The following is a 19958-nucleotide window of genomic DNA, read 5'->3' as shown; positions in this document are numbered from 1 at the left end:
CTTCAGCTTATCTGCTTTCAAAAATCACAATAGAAAAAGAAAATAACAGTAAAAGTGAAATGGAAATTTACATTCTCACTAACGGTGTTCATACAGATATTGTAATGCCTACAAAAAGTGAACAGATATACTGGAATAAAAAAATTCACTATAAAAACACTATAGCAGCTGATTCAACATACCAATATATTGCTATGGGTTGGGGTGATAAAGGTTTTTATCTTGAAACTCCTGAATGGTCGGACTTAAAGGCTTCAGTTGCATTTAAAGCGGCTTTAGGCTTAAGTACTACTGTTATTCACGCTACTTATTATAAAACCATGAAAACAGGTAAGGATTGTAAATCAATCTTAATTAGTAAAGAGCAATACCAACGTTAAATTACGTATATCACTAACAGTTTTCAAAAAGAGACTTCAGGGAATTTCATAGCCATAAAAACAAATGCCAACTATGGAAAAACCGATGCTTTTTATGAAGCTAATGGAAGTTATAGCATCTTCAAAACCTGTAATACCTGGGCAAATAGTGCTTTAAAAGCCTGTGGGCAAAAATGTTCTTTTTGGACAGCAACCGATTCAGGAATTTTTCGAAATACAATTAATTTTATAAATAGGATACAAAAAACATTAAATGCATCATGGATCTTAGTGATTGGTGGTAATTATAAAAATCTGCTTTGAAAAGACACTTTTTTTTATTGATTTTACTCTGTAATTTAATTTCATGTGGAAATCTTGAAGAGAATAGTTTGTTGGAATATTCAGAGAAAAATAAATCTTACCAAATCACTATAACTGAAAATAATTTAAACGAAAAAGATTCAATAATCAGAAGAGCAACAAGTGTAACAAATATTTATGATTCAAAAAATAATTTAATAAATAGTAACAACTTATCATTCTATTTTTATAATTCACAAAACAAATTATCCGAAACTAAATCAGTCTACAAAAGAGAAGGAAAAGGTTTAATTTCAAAAATCCTAAAGCATAAATATTTATATGATAAAAATGGAAAACTAATAAAAATAACAGATAACACTAAGAATGAAGTAATCATTTAGGAATTAAAATATGACAAGTTTGGAAATTTAAAGTCTGAAATTGGATTACGAGAAACTATAAATTATGAATATTTAAAAGGTAAAATTATAAAGAAAACAGTAATCGAGGACAATGAAATTTCAAAGGTATCTGAATATAAATATGATAAATTTAACAGAATAGAAATAGAAGATTGGGTTTTTAGTGGAACAAATCGAATGAAAACTTATTGTAAATATAATTCTAACAATAAACTATTTAGCAAAAGAGATAGTAGCTTTTCAACAGTTACAAATCCTAACCAATACATTGAGTTTCTGACTGAATATTATTATGATAAAAATGATTCATTAATCGAAATCAGAAAATTAGGACGAATTTATACTGAAAAAGAATTCAAAATTCGAGGGAAAACAAAATTCAAATATTTGAAAGAATAACTACCTCCGCATATCAAGCATTTTGCGAGATTGATAGTTTTGTGGTAAAATCACGTTCATGTTTCGCCAGAAATTTCATCTTTAACTTAAAGTAATCGGTTCCGTACTTCGCAACCTCACCAAACCACAAAACGCTATAATCCAAAATTTGAGCTTATTCACTCAAATACATTTTTATGTGCGGAATATCATCTTCCAGATACATTTCGCTGGACTGAACAAAACCAAGCGATTCATAGAATTTTTTAAGATACAATTGCGCACCAATGGTAATCTGACTTTCGCCAAACTGATGCTTAATAGCAGAAATAGATTGCAGCATTAATTCTTTGCCCCATTTTTTATCGCGATAATCAGCAGCAACTACTACTCTACCTATTGAAGCTTCATCATAAGTAATTCCGGGTTTAAAAAGTCGAGTACAGGCAACAATCTGATCATTATACACTCCAATAAGGTGTAATGCCAAAGGATCTTTACCATCTATATCCAAATAAGCACAGTTTTGTTCCACTACAAATACTTCTGAGCGCAATTTTAAAATGGCGTAGAGTTCGCTAACTGTTAATGTTTCAAAAGATTTAATTTGCCAAACTAGTTCCATGTTGTCATTTTTATGCTATTCCTTTTATCAAGAATAACAAAAATACATTTTATTATTTTTGTTACATTTTTTACTTCATTTCATTACGCAAAAAAACACTACCAATGACGTTTTATTAAATGTGAAATTATCTTTTACTAATTTTCTTTTTTGCTTGATCAAAAAAGAAACAAAAAAATCAAGTCTTAAGCTTCCTCGTCGGTCAAATTTGTTTTCGAATACTAAAAGAAAATAACTCGCTGCGCTCAAACAGATTTTCTTTTTACGTATTCTTCAAACATTTGACACTCGATTGCGGAAGCTAAGGACAAGTTGAGTTGCCAGAAATTACTACAATTCAATTCATAATTTACAACGTCTTTTTGTATTGTTTTTTAGGTTACCAAATTATTCCTCGAACTGACGTTTTTGATAATTTTTTCCAACAGTAATTTTCATTCTTTGGTTTTACAGCAAATTGGGTTGTTACTTCTAAAAAAACACCAATCTTACCTAAATAGCCCTGATGGTAGCGACATCCTTGTGGCAGCAGCCTTTAAGCTGCCACAAGATACAGCGAACAGCAGGAACTATTGCTATTAAAAAAAGCCAAATGTTGTGCTCCCCCAAAAAAAACAAAAAAAAAAATAGGCTGTCTTGATGGACAGCCTATTCTATGAATCAATTGAGTTATTATTTACTCAAATACATTTTTCTTCTTGAATACAATTCGTAGAATTGATCATCTTTTAAATCATCGATAAACAAGATGCTTTCTCCTGTTGATTTCATTTCAGGTCCTAAAGCTTTGTTTACATTAGGGAACTTACTGAAAGAGAATACCGGTTGTTTGATAGCGTATCCGTTTAATTTAGGATTGAAATCAAAGTCGGTTACTTTACTGTGTCCTAACATTACTTTAGTAGCGTAGTTTACGTAAGGCTCACCATACGCTTTAGCAATAAATGGAACTGTACGAGAAGCTCTTGGATTCGCTTCGATGATATAAACGGTATCATCTTTAATCGCAAACTGAATATTGATTAAACCTACAGTTTTTAATGCTTTAGCAATTTTGTGTGTATGATCTTTGATTTGTTGCATTACAAACTCTCCCAAATTGAAAGGAGGCAATGTAGCATTAGAATCTCCCGAGTGAACTCCACATGGCTCGATGTGCTCCATAATTCCGATGATGTACACATTTCCATCAGCATCACAAATAGCATCTGCTTCTGCTTCGATAGCACCATCTAAATAGTGGTCTAACAATAATTTGTTTCCTGGGATCGATTTCAACAAATCAATTACGTGTTCTTCTAACTCTTGTTTGTTGATTACAATTTTCATTCCCTGACCTCCTAATACATAAGAAGGACGAACTAATAATGGGAAATCTAATGAGTCCGCTAACTTCGAAGCTTCGTCTGCGCTTTCTGCAATTCCGAATTTAGGGAAAGGAATTTTCAACTCCGTTAATAAATCAGAGAAACGTCCTCTGTCTTCTGCTAAGTCTAATGCATCAAAGCTTGTTCCGATGATTTTTACGCCGTATTTAGATAATTTTTCAGCTAATTTAAGCGCTGTTTGACCACCTAACTGAACGATAACTCCTTCTGGTTTTTCGTGTTGGATAATGTCATAAATATGCTCCCAGAAAACCGGCTCAAAGTATAATTTATCGGCTGTATCAAAATCAGTTGAAACGGTTTCAGGGTTACAATTAATCATAATCGTTTCGTATCCACACTCTTTAGAAGCTAAAACTCCGTGAACACAAGAGTAATCGAACTCAATTCCTTGTCCAATACGGTTTGGTCCAGAACCTAAGACAATTACTTTCTTTTTATCAGTAACAATACTTTCATTATCTACAAAACGTGTTCCATCTGCTTTTTCAATTTCAGCCTCAAATGTTGAGTAGTAGTAAGGCGTTTTAGCTTTAAACTCCGCAGCACAAGTATCAACCAATTTGAACACACGGTTGATGTTCATCTCCATACGTAAAGCGTGAACTTCACTCTCTAAACATCCCATCATATGAGCTAATTGACGGTCAGCAAAACCTTTTTGTTTTGCCTCAAGCAATAACTCTTTTGGTAAATTGCTCACTTTATAATTGGCAATTTCTTTTTCTAAGATAAATAACTCCTCATACTGTTTCAAGAACCACATATCAATTTTAGTGATTTCATGAATTCTGCTCAATGGAATTCCCATAGCAATCGCATCGTAAATTACGAATACACGATCCCAGCTTGCATAAGTAAGTTTTTCAATAATTTGTTCGTAATTGGTATACCCTTTACCATCTGCACCTAAACCATTACGTTTAATTTCTAATGATTGTGTTGCTTTGTGTAAAGCTTCTTGGAACGAACGCCCAATTCCCATTACCTCACCTACCGACTTCATTTGAAGACCTAAAATTCGGTCAGAACCTTCAAATTTATCAAAGTTCCAACGTGGTATTTTTACAATAACATAATCTAAAGTAGGCTCGAATAAAGCTGAAGTAGATTTTGTAATTTGGTTTTGTAACTCATCTAAGTTGTAACCTAAAGCTAATTTAGAAGCAATTTTTGCAATTGGATATCCTGTAGCTTTTGATGCCAAAGCAGAAGAACGAGATACACGTGGGTTAATTTCAATAGCCACGATATCTTCTTTATCATCAGGTGATACTGCAAACTGTACGTTACATCCTCCGGCAAAATTACCAATACTGCGCATCATCAAGATAGCGTAATCACGTAATTTTTGGAAAGTAGTATCCGATAATGTCATTGCAGGAGCCACTGTAATCGAATCTCCAGTATGGATTCCCATTGGGTCCATATTTTCGATAGAACAAATGATGACAACATTGTCATTTTTATCTCTTAAAAGCTCTAATTCGTATTCTTTCCATCCCATTAAAGCTTTATCAATTAAAACTTCATGGATTGGTGAAGCCTCAAGACCTGCAGTTAACAATCGGTCAAAATCTTCTGGTTTATATACGATAGAAGCCCCAGTTCCACCTAATGTAAAAGAAGGACGAATAACCAATGGGAAACCAAATTCCTGAGCAATTTCTTTACCTCTTAAATATGATGTACAAATTTCTGCTGGTGCAGTTGGTACATTAATTTTCTTTAAAAGCGCTTTAAACTGGTCTCTATCTTCAGTAATATTAATTGCGTTTACATCAACCCCAATCATTTTTACACCAAAATCATCCCAAATTCCTTTTTCCTGCGCTTCCAGACATAAATTAAGTGCCGTTTGACCACCCATAGTAGGCAATACAGCATCAATTTGTGGATGTTCTTTAAGGATTTCAATGATCGATTTAGTCGTTAAAGGTTTCAAATAGATATGATCCGCCATTGATGGGTCGGTCATAATTGTAGCAGGATTCGAATTGATAAGAATAACCTCGATTCCTTCTTCACGAATAGAACGAGCTGATTGCGATCCTGCGTAATCGAATTCGCAAGCTTGACCAATAACAATAGGACCTGAACCTATAATTAAAACGGATTTGATTGAAGTGTCTTTTGGCATTATGATGTAATTATTGTTTTTTGAAGTTTTTTATTTCTCAAATTTACTTTTTTTAAAAGAGGTAACTCATTAAAAAACATAAACTTGAGTACTATTTTCAGACTAGGTATAAAAAAGGGCGATACTAATAAAAGTAACGCCCTTATTTATGCTTTTTCAAACATTATTTTTTGTGTCTAGGCTCGCTAGAAACAGTTAATTTATGTCTTCCTTTAGCTCTTCTACGCGCAAGAACTTTTCTTCCATTTGCAGAAGCCATTCTGTCCATAAATCCGTGTTTATTTCTTCTTTTTCTTTTCGATGGTTGAAACGTTCTTTTGCTCATTGGTTTGTATCTTTAAATCTTATTAATTGTATCTTTTATTGTTTGATATAACGGTCATTTCTAAACCGAGTGCAAATATACAAAGACTTTTTTTCTAGCAAGAAGTTTTATAAAAATATTTTTAATTCCTTTTACTATATTTGCAAACACAAATCAAACAACCATCATGTTAAACAAGAATATCAAACTTATTATCGCTGGACTTATTGTAATTACTAGCATTTGGCAATTTACGGAAAACAATATTGGCAATGGAATCTTCTTATTATTGCTTACAATAATTCCTGTTTTTCTTTATTACAGAAACGAATTCATCTTATTGGCCTTTTTAAAATTAAGAAAACAAGACTTTGTAGGCGCTCAAAAGTGGCTTTCATACATAAAAAATCCTGAAGGAGCTTTAACTAGAAAACAACAAGGATACTTTAATTATCTTCACGGAATCATGCTTTCGCAAACAAATATCAATCAATCAGAGAAATATTTTAAGAAAGCGATTGAACTAGGTTTATCTATGGATATGGATTTAGCCGTTGCTAAACTAAATTTGGCAGGAATTGCGCTTTCAAGAAGAAGAAAAAATTGAAGCGACCAATTTAATCGCTGAAGTAAAGAAACTAGACAAACAAGGAATGTTGAAAGATCAAATCAATATGATGAAAGAACAAATGAAAAAAATGTAATTTCATCACACCTTTTTTTAAAATCCGTCACTTATTTAAAGTTGACGGATTTTTTTTTAGTCCTACTAGAATATTTAACTATAAATTAAATTTTTTGAATCTAAAATAATCGCTGGTAAATTAGCATTAAACCATCGGTATTTAGTATAAATCATTACATGTGTTCCACCTTCTACCACCACACATTTTTGGATATTTTGTATCGGAAACACCGCATCTTTATCACCATGAACATGAATCACACGTTCATCTATTTTTATACGATCCCATAAAACTACTTTCTCAAAAGCCCATTTTAAATAATTAACATCGCGCACCGATAGAAAAGTATCATACAACTGCATTCTATTTGAGCTTTTTTCACCCAAAACAAACTGCGCCAACTTACCCAAACTCAATACCAATCGAATTGGAATCAATTTATACAGCAATGTTTTTCGGGCAAAACGTATTCGCCTAGGAAATTCTTCCTTTGATTTAACACTCGAAATAATAATTATTTTTTGCACATTGAGAAACTTCGCCATTTCCTGTACTAAAATCCCTCCAAAAGAAACACCTATTAAAACTGATTGCTCTTTTTTCACACCCAAAGCGATGCGCTTAGCATAATTATCAAGAGTTTCTCCATGCTCTGGAATTTTCCATTCTAAAAAATGAACATCAAAAAGCGAATCATCCAACCTTATTCTTTCAAAAATTAAAGGATTGGCCGCTAACCCAGGCATAAAATATAAAGGAATTTTACTCATTAAATCATTCGGATTTTAAATTACCAAAATACTAATTTAAAGACTTAAAAAACAGAAAATGATTAAATAAAAAAAGACATACTAAACTTTAACATTAGAAGCTGTGTTAAAGTCATTTGAATTTGATATCCAAATACTTAACTTTACAATTCGTCTTATCGAATAAAATATTCACATAAAACAAAAGCAATAAGCGATAGTACTCAGAAAATCTTAGAGCAAAAAATCTATTGTAATTGCTTTGCACAACAAAATTCTTAATTACCATGGAAACAATTGATTCAATTGAAATTAAAAACAATGCTTTTGCTAGACAATTTGAAACCACTATTCCAGAAGGCCTTATCACAATTGAATATTCACTTCAAGAAAGAAAAATATTTTTAACCAAAATCAATACCCCGGAACATTTTGATAACGACTAAATCATTGATTTTATAATAAAAAACATACTAGACAACTCAATCGAAGAACGCACAAAAGTAGTCCCAGTATATCCTAGAATAGTACATTTTTTCAGAAAAAATCCAGCTTACAAAGAATTACTACCTCCTGGAATCCGAATTTAACAAAAACAATAAAAGGCACAAATTGTGCCTTTTATTTATATCTGAATAGAAAATTATTTTTCAATCTCTCTCATACTTTCCATTTTCTTGTGAGCCAAGAATCCTGAAATATCCTCGAAGTGCTCCACCACTCTTTTGTTCCCAAATTCGAAAACCTTAGTCGCTAATCCATCTAAGAAATCACGGTCGTGAGAAACTAAAATCAAAGTTCCATCAAAATCTCGCAAAGCATCCTTAATAATATCTTTGGTTTTCATATCCAAATGGTTTGAAGGCTCATCCAGAATCAACAAGTTTACAGGTTCTAGCAATAATTTAATCATTGCTAAACGCGTTTTCTCCCCACCCGAAAGCACTTTTACTTTTTTAGTAATATCGTCCCCTTGAAACATGAAAGCTCCTAAAATATTTTTAATCTGAGTACGAATATCACCAACCGCAATACTATCAATCGTTTCAAAAATAGTCGCATTTTCATCTAATAATGAAGCTTGATTTTGTGCAAAATACCCAATTTGAGCATTGTGACCAATTTCCACACTTCCACCATCAATACCAATTTCTTTCATGATGGCTTTAATCATGGTCGATTTACCTTCACCATTTTTACCCACAAAAGCCACTTTTTGACCTCTTTCGATAACAATATTAGCATCTTTAAAAACTACGTGATCACCATAGGATTTAGCCAAATCTTTAACCACAACTGGATATTGTCCAGAACGAGCTGCTGGAGGAAACTTTAATTTCAAAGCCGAAGTATCGACTTCATCTACCTGAACAATCTCTAACTTCTCTAACATTCTCACACGAGATTGTACCGCATCTGTTTTAGAGAAAGTCCCTTTAAATCGCTCAATAAAAGCTCTATTATCGGCAATCATTTTTTGTTGCTCATCATATGCTTTTTGCTGGTGAATTCTACGATCTTTACGCAATTCTAAATAATGAGAATACTTTGCTTTATAATCGTAAATACGTCCCATCGTTACTTCAATCGTACGATTAGTAATATTATCAACAAAAGCTCTATCGTGTGAAATCACCACCACCGCCTTAGCCGAATTAATCAAGAAATCTTCTAACCATTGAATACTTTCGATATCCATGTGGTTAGTAGGCTCATCCAGTAAAATTAAATCTGGCTTACGCAATAAGATTTTAGCCAATTCAATGCGCATTCTCCAACCTCCCGAAAATTCAGAAGTTTTACGATTAAAATCGGCAGCAACAAAACCTAATCCTTTTAAAACTTTCTCAACCTCTGCTTCGTAATTGATTTCTTCAATAGCATAAAACTTTTCACTTAAGTCTGATACACGCTCAATAAGCTTCATGTATTCGTCACTTTCATAATCAGTACGAATCGTTAATTGCTCATTGATTTCGTCAATCTCCGCTTTCATTTGGAACACTTCAGAAAAAGCTTTCGAAGCTTCTTCTTTTACAGTAGCCGTATCAGTTGTCAATAAATGCTGTGGTAAATAAGCAATAACCGCTTCTTTTGGCGCCGAAATACTCCCTGTTGACGGCTTGCTATTTCCTGCAATAATTTTTAATAAAGTCGATTTTCCAGCCCCATTTTTACCCATAAGGGCAATTTTATCGTTCTCATTAATAGCAAAGGAAACATCACTAAAAAGTGTAGTTCCTCCAAATTGAACCGATATATCGTTAATTGTAATCATTGTTTAAAGTTAGAAGTTAGAGGCTAGAAGTTAGAAATTTCTATCCTCAATAAATTTAAAAGCGCAAAGATAACTTAATTAAGTAATTTGTTCCTATAAAAAAGCTTCTAGTAAAGCATAAAATACACTACTAGAAGCTTAAATAATTTATACAATAGTTACTCTGTTTTAACTTTGTTTAAAGTATTCCAAATATGAGCATTTGAAACATCAATTGTTTCAGGTAAAAAAACAGGATCCTTTCCTTCCTTTTTCTTTTTTTCATAATCCAAAAGAGCTTTTAATGCTGGTTTTTGCAAAAGAATAATCGCAATAATATTAAACCACGCCATCAAACCTACCCCTAAATCCCCAATTGCCCAAGCCAAAGTTGCTTGATTAACCGCACCATACATAATCACAACCATCATTATTACTTTTAACACATAATAAAACGCAGGTGATTCAAATTTTCTAGTCAAATAAGAAATATTCGTTTCAGCAATATAATAATAGGCTATAACAGTTGTAAAAGCAAAGAAAAATAATGCTACTGCTACAAAATACGATCCAAAACCAGAAAAAACGGTATCCATTGCCATTTGTGTATAAGCCGGTCCTACTGCTACGTTTTTTAAACCATGATACAAAAACTCCGAAGCTCCGTTACTACCAAATTCAGGGTTTTGAACATTATACATTCCTGTAATCAAAATCATAAATCCAGTAGCCGAACACACAAACAAAGTATCAATGTAAACCGAAAAAGACTGCACCAAACCTTGTTTTACCGGATGCGAAACATTGGCTGCAGCCGCAATATGAGGCGCTGTTCCTTGACCTGCTTCATTAGAGTAGATTCCTCTCTTCACCCCCCACTGAATAGCCAATCCAAAAACAGCCCCGAATCCTGCTTCTAAATTAAATGCACTCTTAAAAATCAAACTCAACACACGCCCTAACTGATCAAAATTCACTCCAATAATAATTAAAGCAAATGCTATATAACCAATTGCCATAAACGGAACTACATATTCAGTAAACCTTGCAATCCTTTTTACTCCTCCAAAAACAATCGCTCCAAACAAAACAACCATTCCCAAACCTGAAATCCAAGTTTCAACATCAAAAGCATTTTTTATTCCTTCTGCTACCGAATTCGCCTGAACTCCCGGCAAAAATACGCCTGCCGAAACAACAGAAACTACAGCAAACAAAATTCCGAACCATTTCATTTTCAAACCTCTTTCTATATAAAAAGCAGGACCACCACGAAATTCACCTAAATGTTTCTCTTTATATATTTGCGCCAAAGTCGCTTCAACATAAGCTGTACTTGCCCCTAAGAAGGCAACTGTCCACATCCAAAACATAGCACCTGGTCCTCCAAAAGCAATGGCAGTAGCAACTCCAGCTATATTACCTGTACCTACTCTACCTGCTAATGACATTGCCAAAGCCTGAAAAGAAGAAACTCCTGAATCTGTACTCTCTCCATCAAATAGCAATTTCCACATTTCTTTAATATGTCGAAGTTGTAAAAAACGCGTTCGTATTGAAAAATACAAACCAATTCCTAAACACAAAACTATTAAAGAATTACTCCAAACGATACTATTTAAGGCAACAACAAATTCTTCCATACTTCTTACATTTTAATTTCAGTAAAAAAACAACAAAACCATCAATAATCAAACATTTTTTAAACAAAAAACAAAGAAACCCTATAAAACAAAAAAAATACTTCACCAAAAACAGATGAAGTATTCATTTTAAAAACCATTATTTCCTAAAGCCTCCTATTCCTTTCGCCACTTTTTTGGTTTCCTCAAAAACATGTTCTAAAATAGCTTGTTCTTTTTCGTCAAAATCAACATTCCTACGACTCATGACTAACTTAGCCGTAGCAAAAGCTTTACTTGTAGTGTAAGTAGTAAATCCTGCGGCACCACCCCATGAAAAACTCGGTACAAAATTGCGAGGGAAACCACTACCAAAAATATTGGCACTCACCCCTACTACTGTTCCTGTATTGAACATAGTATTAATACCGCACTTGCTATGATCACCCATCATCAAACCACAAAATTGCAAGCCGGTTTTAGCAAAACCTTCGGTTTCGTAACTCCACAATCTCACTTCTTCATAATTATTTTTGAGGTTGGAATTGTTACTATCTGCACCAATATTACACCACTCTCCTAAAACGGAATTCCCTAAAAATCCGTCATGCCCTTTGTTAGAATAACCAAATAAAACCGAATTATTCACTTCTCCCCCAATTTTAGAATACGGACCAACAGTAGTAGCTCCATAGACTTTAGTAGCGAGTTTTACCCCTGCCCCTTCGCACAAAGCAAAAGGCCCACGGATCACAGAACCTTCCATAATTTCAGTATTCCTACCTATATATATAGGCCCTGTAGAAGCATTTAAAGTCACAAATTCCAGCTTTGCTCCTTCTTCAATAAAAATATTTTCTGCTGCAATAACATTCACACTACTTGGAATAGGCTGTGATTTTCTATCTTCTGTCAAAAACTCAAAATCCTCGCGAATAGCCTCACCGTTTTTTGAAAAAATATCCCATGTATTTTTAACCGTAATGCAATCTTCAGAATAATCTATAATCTCATAGGTGTCAAAATCCACTTCCTCTTGACTATCATTAGTATAAAAAGCAATGACCTCATCTCCTTTAAAAATCGCTTGATTAGGCTCTAAATTCGAAACCATTTCAGCTAAAATCTCATTAGGTAAAAAAGAAGCGTTGATCATTACATTTTCTTCTAATTCTACCATTGGATATTTTTCAGATAAATATTCCTCCGTCAATGTAGTAATTGTAGACCCCAGATAACGTTCCCATTTTTGACGAATGGGTATAATTCCTATTAGAATATCCGCAACTGGACGGGTAAAAGTAAATGGCAGCAAGGCATTACGAGCAGGACCATCAAAAAGTATATAATTCATAAAGTTGTTGGTTGATTTTTTGTGATTTATCCTTTACACAAGCCAAAGTTACAAAGTTTTTGTAGAGATAAAAATAAAAAAGCCTTCCGAAAGGAAGGCTTACTGTATAATAAAACAAATTAAAATTATTTAATATGTTTAGCGTATTTAGTTTTGAATTTATCAATACGTCCAGCAGTATCGATAAGTTTAGATTTACCTGTATAAAAAGGGTGAGAAGTTCTAGAAATCTCCATTTTAACAACTGGATATTCTACACCTTCGTGTACAATTGTTTCTTTAGTTTCTGCTGTAGATTTAGTGATAAAAACGTCATCATTAGACATGTCTTTAAATGCAACTAATCTGTAATTTTCTGGGTGTACACCTTTTTTCATCTTGAATCTTTTTTATTTGTTTGGCTATAATTTATTTTGAAGCTTTCCTTTTAACAGAAAAGGTATAAACTCACTATAGCTTTTTATTTTATTAGTATTAATTTCGAGGATGCAAAAATACAATTATTTTTTAATAAACAAATGTTTATTTCTTTTTTTATTCAAACAGCTAAAAACAGTTTTTTACGTTTCAATATAGTGGGATTTACTATATTTGTTGCTTAATTGAAAGTCACCAACAATGATTCACGAAACTATAAAAAAAACGGAATAACATTTGGAATTATAACTGGATTAGCTTCTGTTTTAACAACCACTTTAATATACAGCATTGACTTAAATTTATTCACCTCACCTTGGATTGGTTTCGGAAATATAGCATTGTATTTAACCATTGCAATTGTATTATTGGTCAAAACAAAAAAAGAATTCACAGGAATTTACACTTTTAAAGACGCTTTTACTACTTATTTCATCTCAGCCTTAATCGGTATAGGAATCTCAGTTGTCTTTAATATTATACTATTCAATCTTATTGATCCTGCAGCCAAAATAACAATAAAAGAACTTACCATTAAATATATGGTGTCTGCAATGGAAAAATTCAATGCTCCAGCAGCAACAATCAATAATGCAATTAAAGATTTGAAAGAGAACGATCAATTTTCGGTTATGGGATTATTAAAAGGATCCTTATCAAATATTGTTTTCTGTACTATTTTTGGTTTAATTTTGGCCGCATTCTTTAAAAGCAAAACCCCATCACAAGCATAAAATCGATGAATCTATCCATACTAATACCACTTCTTAACGAAGAAGAATCACTAAAAGAGCTTTATACTTGGATTATTAAAGTAATGCAAGAAAACCGATATTCTTATGAAATTATTTTCTTAGATGACGGAAGCACCGATAATTCATGGTCTATTATTCAAAGTTTTGCTACTGAAAACACTCATGTAAAAGGAATCCGATTCATGAAAAATTTCGGAAAATCACAAGCATTACATGCTGGTTTTGCAAAAGCACAGGGTGATGTTATTATCACTATGGACGCTGATCTTCAAGACAGCCCAGAAGAAATCCCTGGATTGTACGACATGATCACTAAACAACAGTTTGATTTAGTTTCGGGCTGGAAAAAGAAACGTTACGACTCGGTTGTAGCCAAAAATTTACCATCAAAATTATTCAACTGGGCAGCACGTAAAACTTCAGGTGTCGAATTAAACGATTTTAATTGTGGACTAAAAGCATACCGAAATGTTGTGGTAAAAAACATCGAGGTTTCGGGCGAAATGCACCGTTACATTCCTGTTTTAGCAAAAAATGCTGGATTTGGGAAAATTGGCGAAAAAGTAGTACAACATCAAGCCAGAAAATACGGGGAGACTAAATTTGGAATGGAACGTTTTATTAACGGTTTTCTTGACTTAATTACCATTTGGTTCTTATCCCGATTTGGCAAAAGACCGATGCACTTTTTTGGAGCTTTAGGTTCGTTAATGTTCATCATCGGATTTTTACTTGCTGGATATATTGGTTTTTCTAAATTATATCATATGTACAACAACATGCCTTATAGTTTAGTTACTAGTAATCCTTGGTTTTACATTGCACTAACCACTATGGTTATTGGTACTCAAATGTTTTTAGCCGGATTCTTAGGCGAAATCATTTTACGTACAAAAAATAACGAAGAGCGATATAAAATTTCAAATGAAATTAATTTTTTATAAGATGTTCGGATTGTTTGTTAAATCAAACCGATTATTTTATTAAATTTCGTTTTCGCTTTAAATAAATCATATCTATAAAGACTAGAAACAACCAATTACGCGACAAAATATGGAATTGAAACAAAACATTTTAGATGCCGTTAATGAATGGCAAAGCCCTATATTTGATGCTAAAACTCAAGAAGAATTACAACAATTATTAGCATCATCACCTAAAGAAATTGAAGAAAGTTTTTATAAAAATCTTGAATTTGGAACTGGAGGGATGCGTGGTATTATGGGAGTAGGAAACAACCGTATCAATAAATATACGCTTGGAAAAAGTACTCAAGGACTTTCCAACTATCTAAAATCAGTTTTCCCAAATCAACCCATAAAAGCGGTTATTGCTTTTGACTGTCGTCATAACAGTAAAACATTAGCTAAAGTAGTAGCCGATGTCTTTTCAGCCAATGGAATCCATGTTTATCTATTCTCTGATTTAAGACCTACGCCTGAATTATCATTCGCTTTGAGATATTTGGGATGCCAATGCGGTATTGTACTTACTGCTTCTCACAATCCACCAGAATACAATGGATATAAAGTATACTGGCAAGATGGTGGCCAAATTGTTCCTCCAGAAGATGAGGCTATTATCAATGCCATTGAAAAATTAAATTACAACGAAATCAAATTTGACGCCAATGAAAATTTGATCGAATACATCGATAAAGATGTTGATCAAGCTTTCATCAAATCGACAGTTGAAAATGCTAGTTTTAATACTCCAGCCGAAGCAAAAGACAACCTTAACATTGTTTTCACTTCATTGCATGGAACTTCAATTACTGTAACTCCTGAAACTTTAGCGCAAGCGGGATATAAAAATGTTCAAATTGTAAAAGAACAAGAAGCACCTAACGGAGATTTCCCTACGGTAAAATCACCAAATCCGGAAGAACCAGAAGCTTTAACTCTTGCATTAGAACTTGCAGATAAAACGAATGCAGATATCGTTATTGGTACAGATCCTGATTGCGACCGTTTAGGAATTGCCGTTCGCAACAACGAAGGGAAAATGACCTTATTGAATGGAAACCAAACAATGATTTTAATGACTGCCTTTTTATTAGAAAAATGGAAAAAAGCAGCTAAAATCGACGGAAAACAATTTGTAGGCTCTACTATTGTTTCTACTCCTATGATTATGGAATTGGCTTCTGCTTACGGTGTTCAATTCAAAGTAGGATTAACCGGTTTCAAATGGATTGCTAAAATGATTAAAGACTTCCCTGAATTACAATTCATTGGAGGGGGAGAAGAAAGTTTTGGTTACATGGTAGGAGACGCTGTTAGAGATAAAGATGCTGTTGCAGCCACCTTGTTAATTTGTGAAGTAGCGGCACAAGCTAAAGCTAACGGAAGTAGTGTCTACAAAGAATTACTAAACTTATACGTTGACCACGGTTTCTACAAAGAATATTTAGTTTCCTTAACTAAAAAAGGAATGGAAGGCCTACAAGAAATCAATCAAATGATGATTGATTTAAGAGAAAATCCATTAAAAGAAATCAACGGACAACGCGTGGTTATGATTGAAGATTACCAATCATCTATTGCAAAAAACCTATTAGACAATTCAGAATCTGTAATGGATTTGCCAAAATCAAATGTATTGATTTATTACACTGAAGACGGTTCTAAAATTTGTGCAAGACCAAGTGGTACAGAACCAAAAATCAAATTCTACATCAGTGTAAACACTGAACTGGATGCAGTAGAAAACTTTAACGAAGTAGAAGCTTATTTAGATCAAAAAATTGCGGCTATAATTTCTGAAATGCAATTGAAATAATACTAATGGATAAAAATTTAATAAAACTAATACCTTACACAAAACCATATAAATCTAATATTGTATGGAACATAATATATAACATTTTATATGCCTTGTTTAGCACCATTTCGATGCTTACACTTTTCCCTGTATTAGAGGTACTTTTTGGAAAAAATAAAGCAGTATACAAAGAACCTGTATATAAAGGAATTGGCAATATTAAAGATTATGTTACTGAATTACTCTATTATAGAATTTCAGAATTTACGAAAGAAAACAGCATACAATATGCCTTATTATTTGTTGTAGGACTAGTTATTATTACCTTTTTATTCAAAAATTTATTCAACTATTTAGCCTCATATCATATTATGCATCTCAAAAATGGGGTGCTTAAAGATTTAAGAAAATCAATGTATGACAAAATAGTCGAACTACCCATTTCGTATTACTCTGAAAAAAGAAAAGGTGATGTTATGGCTCGAATGTTAGGAGATGTAAACGAGGTACAAAACTCTTTCTTTTCAATTTTGGAACTTGTTGTAAAAGAACCTTTAACCATCATATTTGCGCTAGTGACTATGTTTGTTATCAGTACAAAACTAACGTTGTTTGTACTTGTTTTCATGCCAGTTGCTGGATTAATAATCTCCAGAGTAGCTAAAAACCTGAGAGCCAAATCACTACAAGCACAACAGGAAAGCGGTTTTCTTATTTCTATTGTAGACGAAAGTTTAGGCGGTTTGAAAGTCATTAAAAGTTACAATGCCGAACCTAACTTTAAAAATAAATTCAACCAATCCGTAACGCGTTTATTGAATTTATCCAACAGCATTGGAACCAAAAACAATTTGGCAACTCCATTGAGTGAATTTTTAGGAATTACAACGATTGCTACGTTACTTTTTTATGGAGGAAACTTAGTTTTAGTTGATCACTCCTTAGAAGGTTCTTCTTTTATCGTTTACCTAACATTAGCATTTAACATTCTTACACCTGCAAAAGCAATCTCAAAAGCCTCTTATGCTGTTAAAAATGGTTTAGCTGCAGCAGAACGTGTATTTGACGTTTTAGAAGTTGAAAACGAAATCACTTCAAAAGAAAATGCGGTTTTAAAAGATTCTTTTAATTCAGAAATAGCTATTAAAAACATTAATTTCAAATATGAAAAAGAGGCTGTTTTAAAAGATTTCTCTATCCAAATCAAAAAAGGACAAACTGTTGCATTAGTTGGACAATCTGGAAGCGGAAAAAGCACTATTGCTAACCTACTTACACGATTTTATGATGTGCAAGATGGTTCCATTAGTATTGACGGAGTTGACATCAAAGATATTAACTTAGAATCCTTACGTTCTTTAATGGGATTAGTCACCCAAGACAGTATTCTTTTTAACGATAGTATAAAAGCGAATGTTTCTTTAGGAAAACAAGATGCCACCGATGAAGAAATAATTGAAGCCTTAAAAATTGCTAATGCGTATGAATTTGTAAAAGACCTACCTAACGGAATTTACACCAACATTGGTGATAGTGGGAACAAACTTTCAGGAGGGCAAAAACAACGTTTATCTATTGCTCGTGCCGTTTTAAAAAACCCTCCTATTATGATTTTAGACGAGGCCACTTCTGCCCTGGACACCGAAAGCGAAAAATTTGTACAGCTAGCTTTAGAAAACATGATGCAAAATCGCACCTCGATTGTTATAGCCCACCGCCTTTCAACCATTCAAAAAGCAGATGTTATTGTGGTTATGAAAAAAGGAAAAATTGTTGAACAAGGGACTCACGAAGAATTAATTGCTCTAAACGGCGCATACAACAAATTGGTAATGCTGCAATCTTTTGAATAAATAATTAAAAATTAACCTTTACTTATTTTAGATTCAAAAACGAGCACTACCTTTATAGTATCTTTTTTAATTCTAAAAAAATGTACAGCAACAATTCAAATATTAAACTTACCGAAAACACCGATACGGTAATTTGGAAATATTTAGACTTGTCCAAATTTTTAGATTTATTGCTTTCGCAAAAGTTATTCATGTCGCGTTCAGACAAATTTGAAGACCAATACGAAGGTACGTTTAGTGAACCCACCTATGAAGAAATAAAAAAATTAGCGACAAACAATCCTGATTTTCTAAATTATTACAAAACGCACAGGGAGAAAATAGCGATTAGTAGTTGGCATATTAACGAATACGAATCTTTTGCCATGTGGCAAATTTTTACGCAAAATAGTGAAGGTTTAGCCATTCAATCCACCATCGGAAGATTGCAAAAATCATTAGACCTTGAAACTAATTTTAAACAATATATTGGCGAAGTCAACTATATCGACTACAAGAAAGAATACATTCCTTTTGATGATTCCTTTTTCCCATTTTTATTTAAACGAAAAAGTTTTCAATATGAACGTGAAGTAAGAGTGATTACAGATGTATCAAAACAGAATATAAAACTCAATGATGGTTTGAAAATAAATGTAGACATCAATCAACTAATTGAAAAAATCTACATTCACCCTAAATCTGAAAATTGGTATAAAAATTTGGTTATCGAACTTATGAAACAATTGGGTTTTGATTTCGATATTGAAAAATCGGATTTAGAAAGTGATATTTTGATTTAAATAGGTTTATAATTTATTACTTCCCAGTCAGTATCTAACAGATTGATGTAATTATAATGCAATACATCATTCTTATCAAATTGTCCATTTTTATTAGTATCCTCTACAGTTCTAAAATACAAACGGTTTTTAGATTCAATTAAATTCCAATCAATCAACTCTTCAAAATTTGCTGAAATCTTTGTGAAATTTGCTCCACTAATATCACTTAAATACAAAGCTTTGATATCACTCGTATCTAATTTCCCGTCTTTATTTGTATCTACATCATACATAGTGTAAACTAAGATTTGTTTCTTTGTTTTATCTGCAATAGCTTTTAAATAGGTTGCCGTTAAAATTAATGCAGGCTTCTCTGTTAACGAAGTTAAAGAATCGGAATCTATTTTTTGGAATTTTAAATTTTGCAAATAACCCGTAATTTCTTCATCGCCTAAATTAGAAATAGTAAAACTTAAATCAATCACGCTTGAAGAACCATATTTTGCCTTAGCCCCTTTTTCATAAACTCTCAAATCGCCCACTGGATGAATCAAGTAGTCTGTACCTTCCATCTGAATAGGCAAATCAGCCACTGAAATTTGTGTAGAATCAAACTTTGTAACTGGTTTATCGCCATAAATTACTTTTGGTTTCTCTACCTCTTCTTTACAACTTACTAAAAGCAAAATGGCAATATTCATCAAAACGATTTGTACAGTTTTCATAGGGCTCTCATTAAAATATTTTCAAATGTAGTGATTTTTAAAAATGCTTTTGAATTTTAAAGGTAATTTATGATATCCTAAATACAGCTTG

At 32.7% G+C, this 19958-nt stretch carries 17 protein-coding genes and 2 pseudogenes; 10 read left to right on the top strand and 9 right to left on the bottom strand.

Annotated elements, in window-relative coordinates; all coding sequences use genetic code 11:
- Nucleotides 1–59: 59 nt before the first annotated feature.
- The 3 genes and pseudogenes from P5P90_RS13940 (at nt 60) to P5P90_RS13930 (ending at nt 1486) form a co-directional block, all read left to right on the top strand.
- A pseudogene (locus tag P5P90_RS13940) lies at nt 60–683 on the top strand (TIGR02117 family protein).
- Entirely contained in the window at nt 680–1066 is a 387-nt protein-coding gene (locus P5P90_RS13935) for a hypothetical protein (RefSeq protein ID WP_278035215.1), read from the top strand. Before P5P90_RS13940 ends, P5P90_RS13935 begins: the two are co-directional and overlap by 4 nt.
- A gap of 198 nt (nt 1067–1264) precedes the next feature.
- The gene (locus tag P5P90_RS13930; protein ID WP_278035214.1) at nt 1265–1486 is read left to right on the top strand and encodes a hypothetical protein; all 222 of its coding nucleotides are present in this window, start codon (nt 1265–1267) and stop codon (nt 1484–1486) included.
- Nucleotides 1487–1640: 154 nt separating this feature from the next.
- On the opposite strand, the gene P5P90_RS13925 is transcribed toward P5P90_RS13930, so the two are convergent.
- From P5P90_RS13925 to rpmH, 3 genes are all read right to left on the bottom strand, one after another.
- A complete protein-coding gene (locus P5P90_RS13925) occupies nt 1641–2090 on the bottom strand; it encodes a GNAT family N-acetyltransferase (RefSeq protein WP_278035213.1) in 450 nt (149 codons plus the stop codon).
- Between the two features lie 672 nt (nt 2091–2762).
- A complete protein-coding gene (gene carB / locus P5P90_RS13920; protein ID WP_278035212.1) occupies nt 2763–5618 on the bottom strand; it encodes a carbamoyl-phosphate synthase large subunit in 2856 nt (951 codons plus the stop codon).
- 163 nt (nt 5619–5781) lie between these two features.
- Nucleotides 5782–5943 carry a 50S ribosomal protein L34 gene (gene rpmH / locus P5P90_RS13915; protein WP_008464848.1) on the bottom strand — a complete coding sequence of 54 codons (162 nt, stop codon included), beginning with the start codon at nt 5941–5943 and terminating at the stop codon, nt 5782–5784.
- A 166-nt stretch (nt 5944–6109) separates the two neighbouring features.
- Here rpmH and P5P90_RS13910 point away from each other — a divergent pair.
- A pseudogene (locus P5P90_RS13910) lies at nt 6110–6626 on the top strand (DUF2892 domain-containing protein).
- Between the two features lie 74 nt (nt 6627–6700).
- Here P5P90_RS13910 and P5P90_RS13905 read toward each other — a convergent pair.
- Complete coding sequence (locus P5P90_RS13905) at nt 6701–7378, bottom strand: alpha/beta fold hydrolase (RefSeq protein ID WP_278035211.1); 678 nt, start codon at nt 7376–7378, stop codon at nt 6701–6703.
- A 266-nt stretch (nt 7379–7644) separates the two neighbouring features.
- On the opposite strand from P5P90_RS13905, the gene P5P90_RS14270 reads away from it, so the two are divergent.
- The gene (locus tag P5P90_RS14270; protein ID WP_340696413.1) at nt 7645–7803 is read left to right on the top strand and encodes a hypothetical protein; all 159 of its coding nucleotides are present in this window, start codon (nt 7645–7647) and stop codon (nt 7801–7803) included.
- Between the two features lie 197 nt (nt 7804–8000).
- On the opposite strand, the gene P5P90_RS13895 is transcribed toward P5P90_RS14270, so the two are convergent.
- The 4 genes from P5P90_RS13895 to P5P90_RS13880 form a co-directional block, all read right to left on the bottom strand.
- Nucleotides 8001–9635, bottom strand: coding sequence for an ABC-F family ATP-binding cassette domain-containing protein (locus P5P90_RS13895; RefSeq protein ID WP_278035210.1), 1635 nt, complete (start codon nt 9633–9635; stop codon nt 8001–8003).
- A gap of 158 nt (nt 9636–9793) precedes the next feature.
- Nucleotides 9794–11257, bottom strand: coding sequence for an alanine/glycine:cation symporter family protein (locus P5P90_RS13890; protein ID WP_278035209.1), 1464 nt, complete (start codon nt 11255–11257; stop codon nt 9794–9796).
- A 139-nt stretch (nt 11258–11396) separates the two neighbouring features.
- On the bottom strand, nt 11397–12590 hold the full coding sequence (locus tag P5P90_RS13885; protein WP_278035208.1) for a GlmU family protein: 1194 nt from the start codon (nt 12588–12590) through the stop codon (nt 11397–11399).
- 125 nt (nt 12591–12715) lie between these two features.
- Nucleotides 12716–12967 (bottom strand): type B 50S ribosomal protein L31, encoded by a 252-nt coding sequence (locus tag P5P90_RS13880; protein WP_026714974.1) that lies wholly within the window; start codon nt 12965–12967, stop codon nt 12716–12718.
- Between the two features lie 225 nt (nt 12968–13192).
- On the opposite strand from P5P90_RS13880, the gene P5P90_RS13875 reads away from it, so the two are divergent.
- The 5 genes from P5P90_RS13875 (at nt 13193) to P5P90_RS13855 (ending at nt 19160) form a co-directional block, all read left to right on the top strand.
- Nucleotides 13193–13741, top strand: coding sequence for a DUF4199 domain-containing protein (locus P5P90_RS13875; protein WP_278035207.1), 549 nt, complete (start codon nt 13193–13195; stop codon nt 13739–13741).
- A 5-nt stretch (nt 13742–13746) separates the two neighbouring features.
- Nucleotides 13747–14706, top strand: a complete 960-nt coding sequence (locus tag P5P90_RS13870; protein WP_278035206.1) for a glycosyltransferase family 2 protein — start codon at nt 13747–13749, stop codon at nt 14704–14706.
- 109 nt (nt 14707–14815) lie between these two features.
- Complete coding sequence (locus P5P90_RS13865) at nt 14816–16543, top strand: phospho-sugar mutase (RefSeq protein ID WP_278035205.1); 1728 nt, start codon at nt 14816–14818, stop codon at nt 16541–16543.
- A 5-nt stretch (nt 16544–16548) separates the two neighbouring features.
- Nucleotides 16549–18378: an ABC transporter ATP-binding protein gene (locus P5P90_RS13860; RefSeq protein WP_278035204.1), complete on the top strand. Its 1830-nt coding sequence runs from the start codon at nt 16549–16551 to the stop codon at nt 18376–18378.
- 80 nt (nt 18379–18458) lie between these two features.
- Complete coding sequence (locus tag P5P90_RS13855; protein ID WP_278035203.1) at nt 18459–19160, top strand: hypothetical protein; 702 nt, start codon at nt 18459–18461, stop codon at nt 19158–19160.
- Here P5P90_RS13855 and P5P90_RS13850 read toward each other — a convergent pair.
- Nucleotides 19157–19867, bottom strand: a complete 711-nt coding sequence (locus P5P90_RS13850; RefSeq protein ID WP_278035202.1) for a hypothetical protein — start codon at nt 19865–19867, stop codon at nt 19157–19159. The two genes, P5P90_RS13855 and P5P90_RS13850, sit on opposite strands and share 4 nt — an antisense overlap.
- Between the last annotated feature and the right edge of the window lie 91 nt (nt 19868–19958).

Origin of the sequence: Flavobacterium nitratireducens (assembly GCF_029625335.1) — a bacterium.
GTDB classification, from domain to species: Bacteria; Bacteroidota; Bacteroidia; order Flavobacteriales; family Flavobacteriaceae; genus Flavobacterium; species Flavobacterium nitratireducens.
Note: the sequence above shows the minus strand (reverse complement) of the source record. Positions and strands in the feature narration are given on the sequence as shown.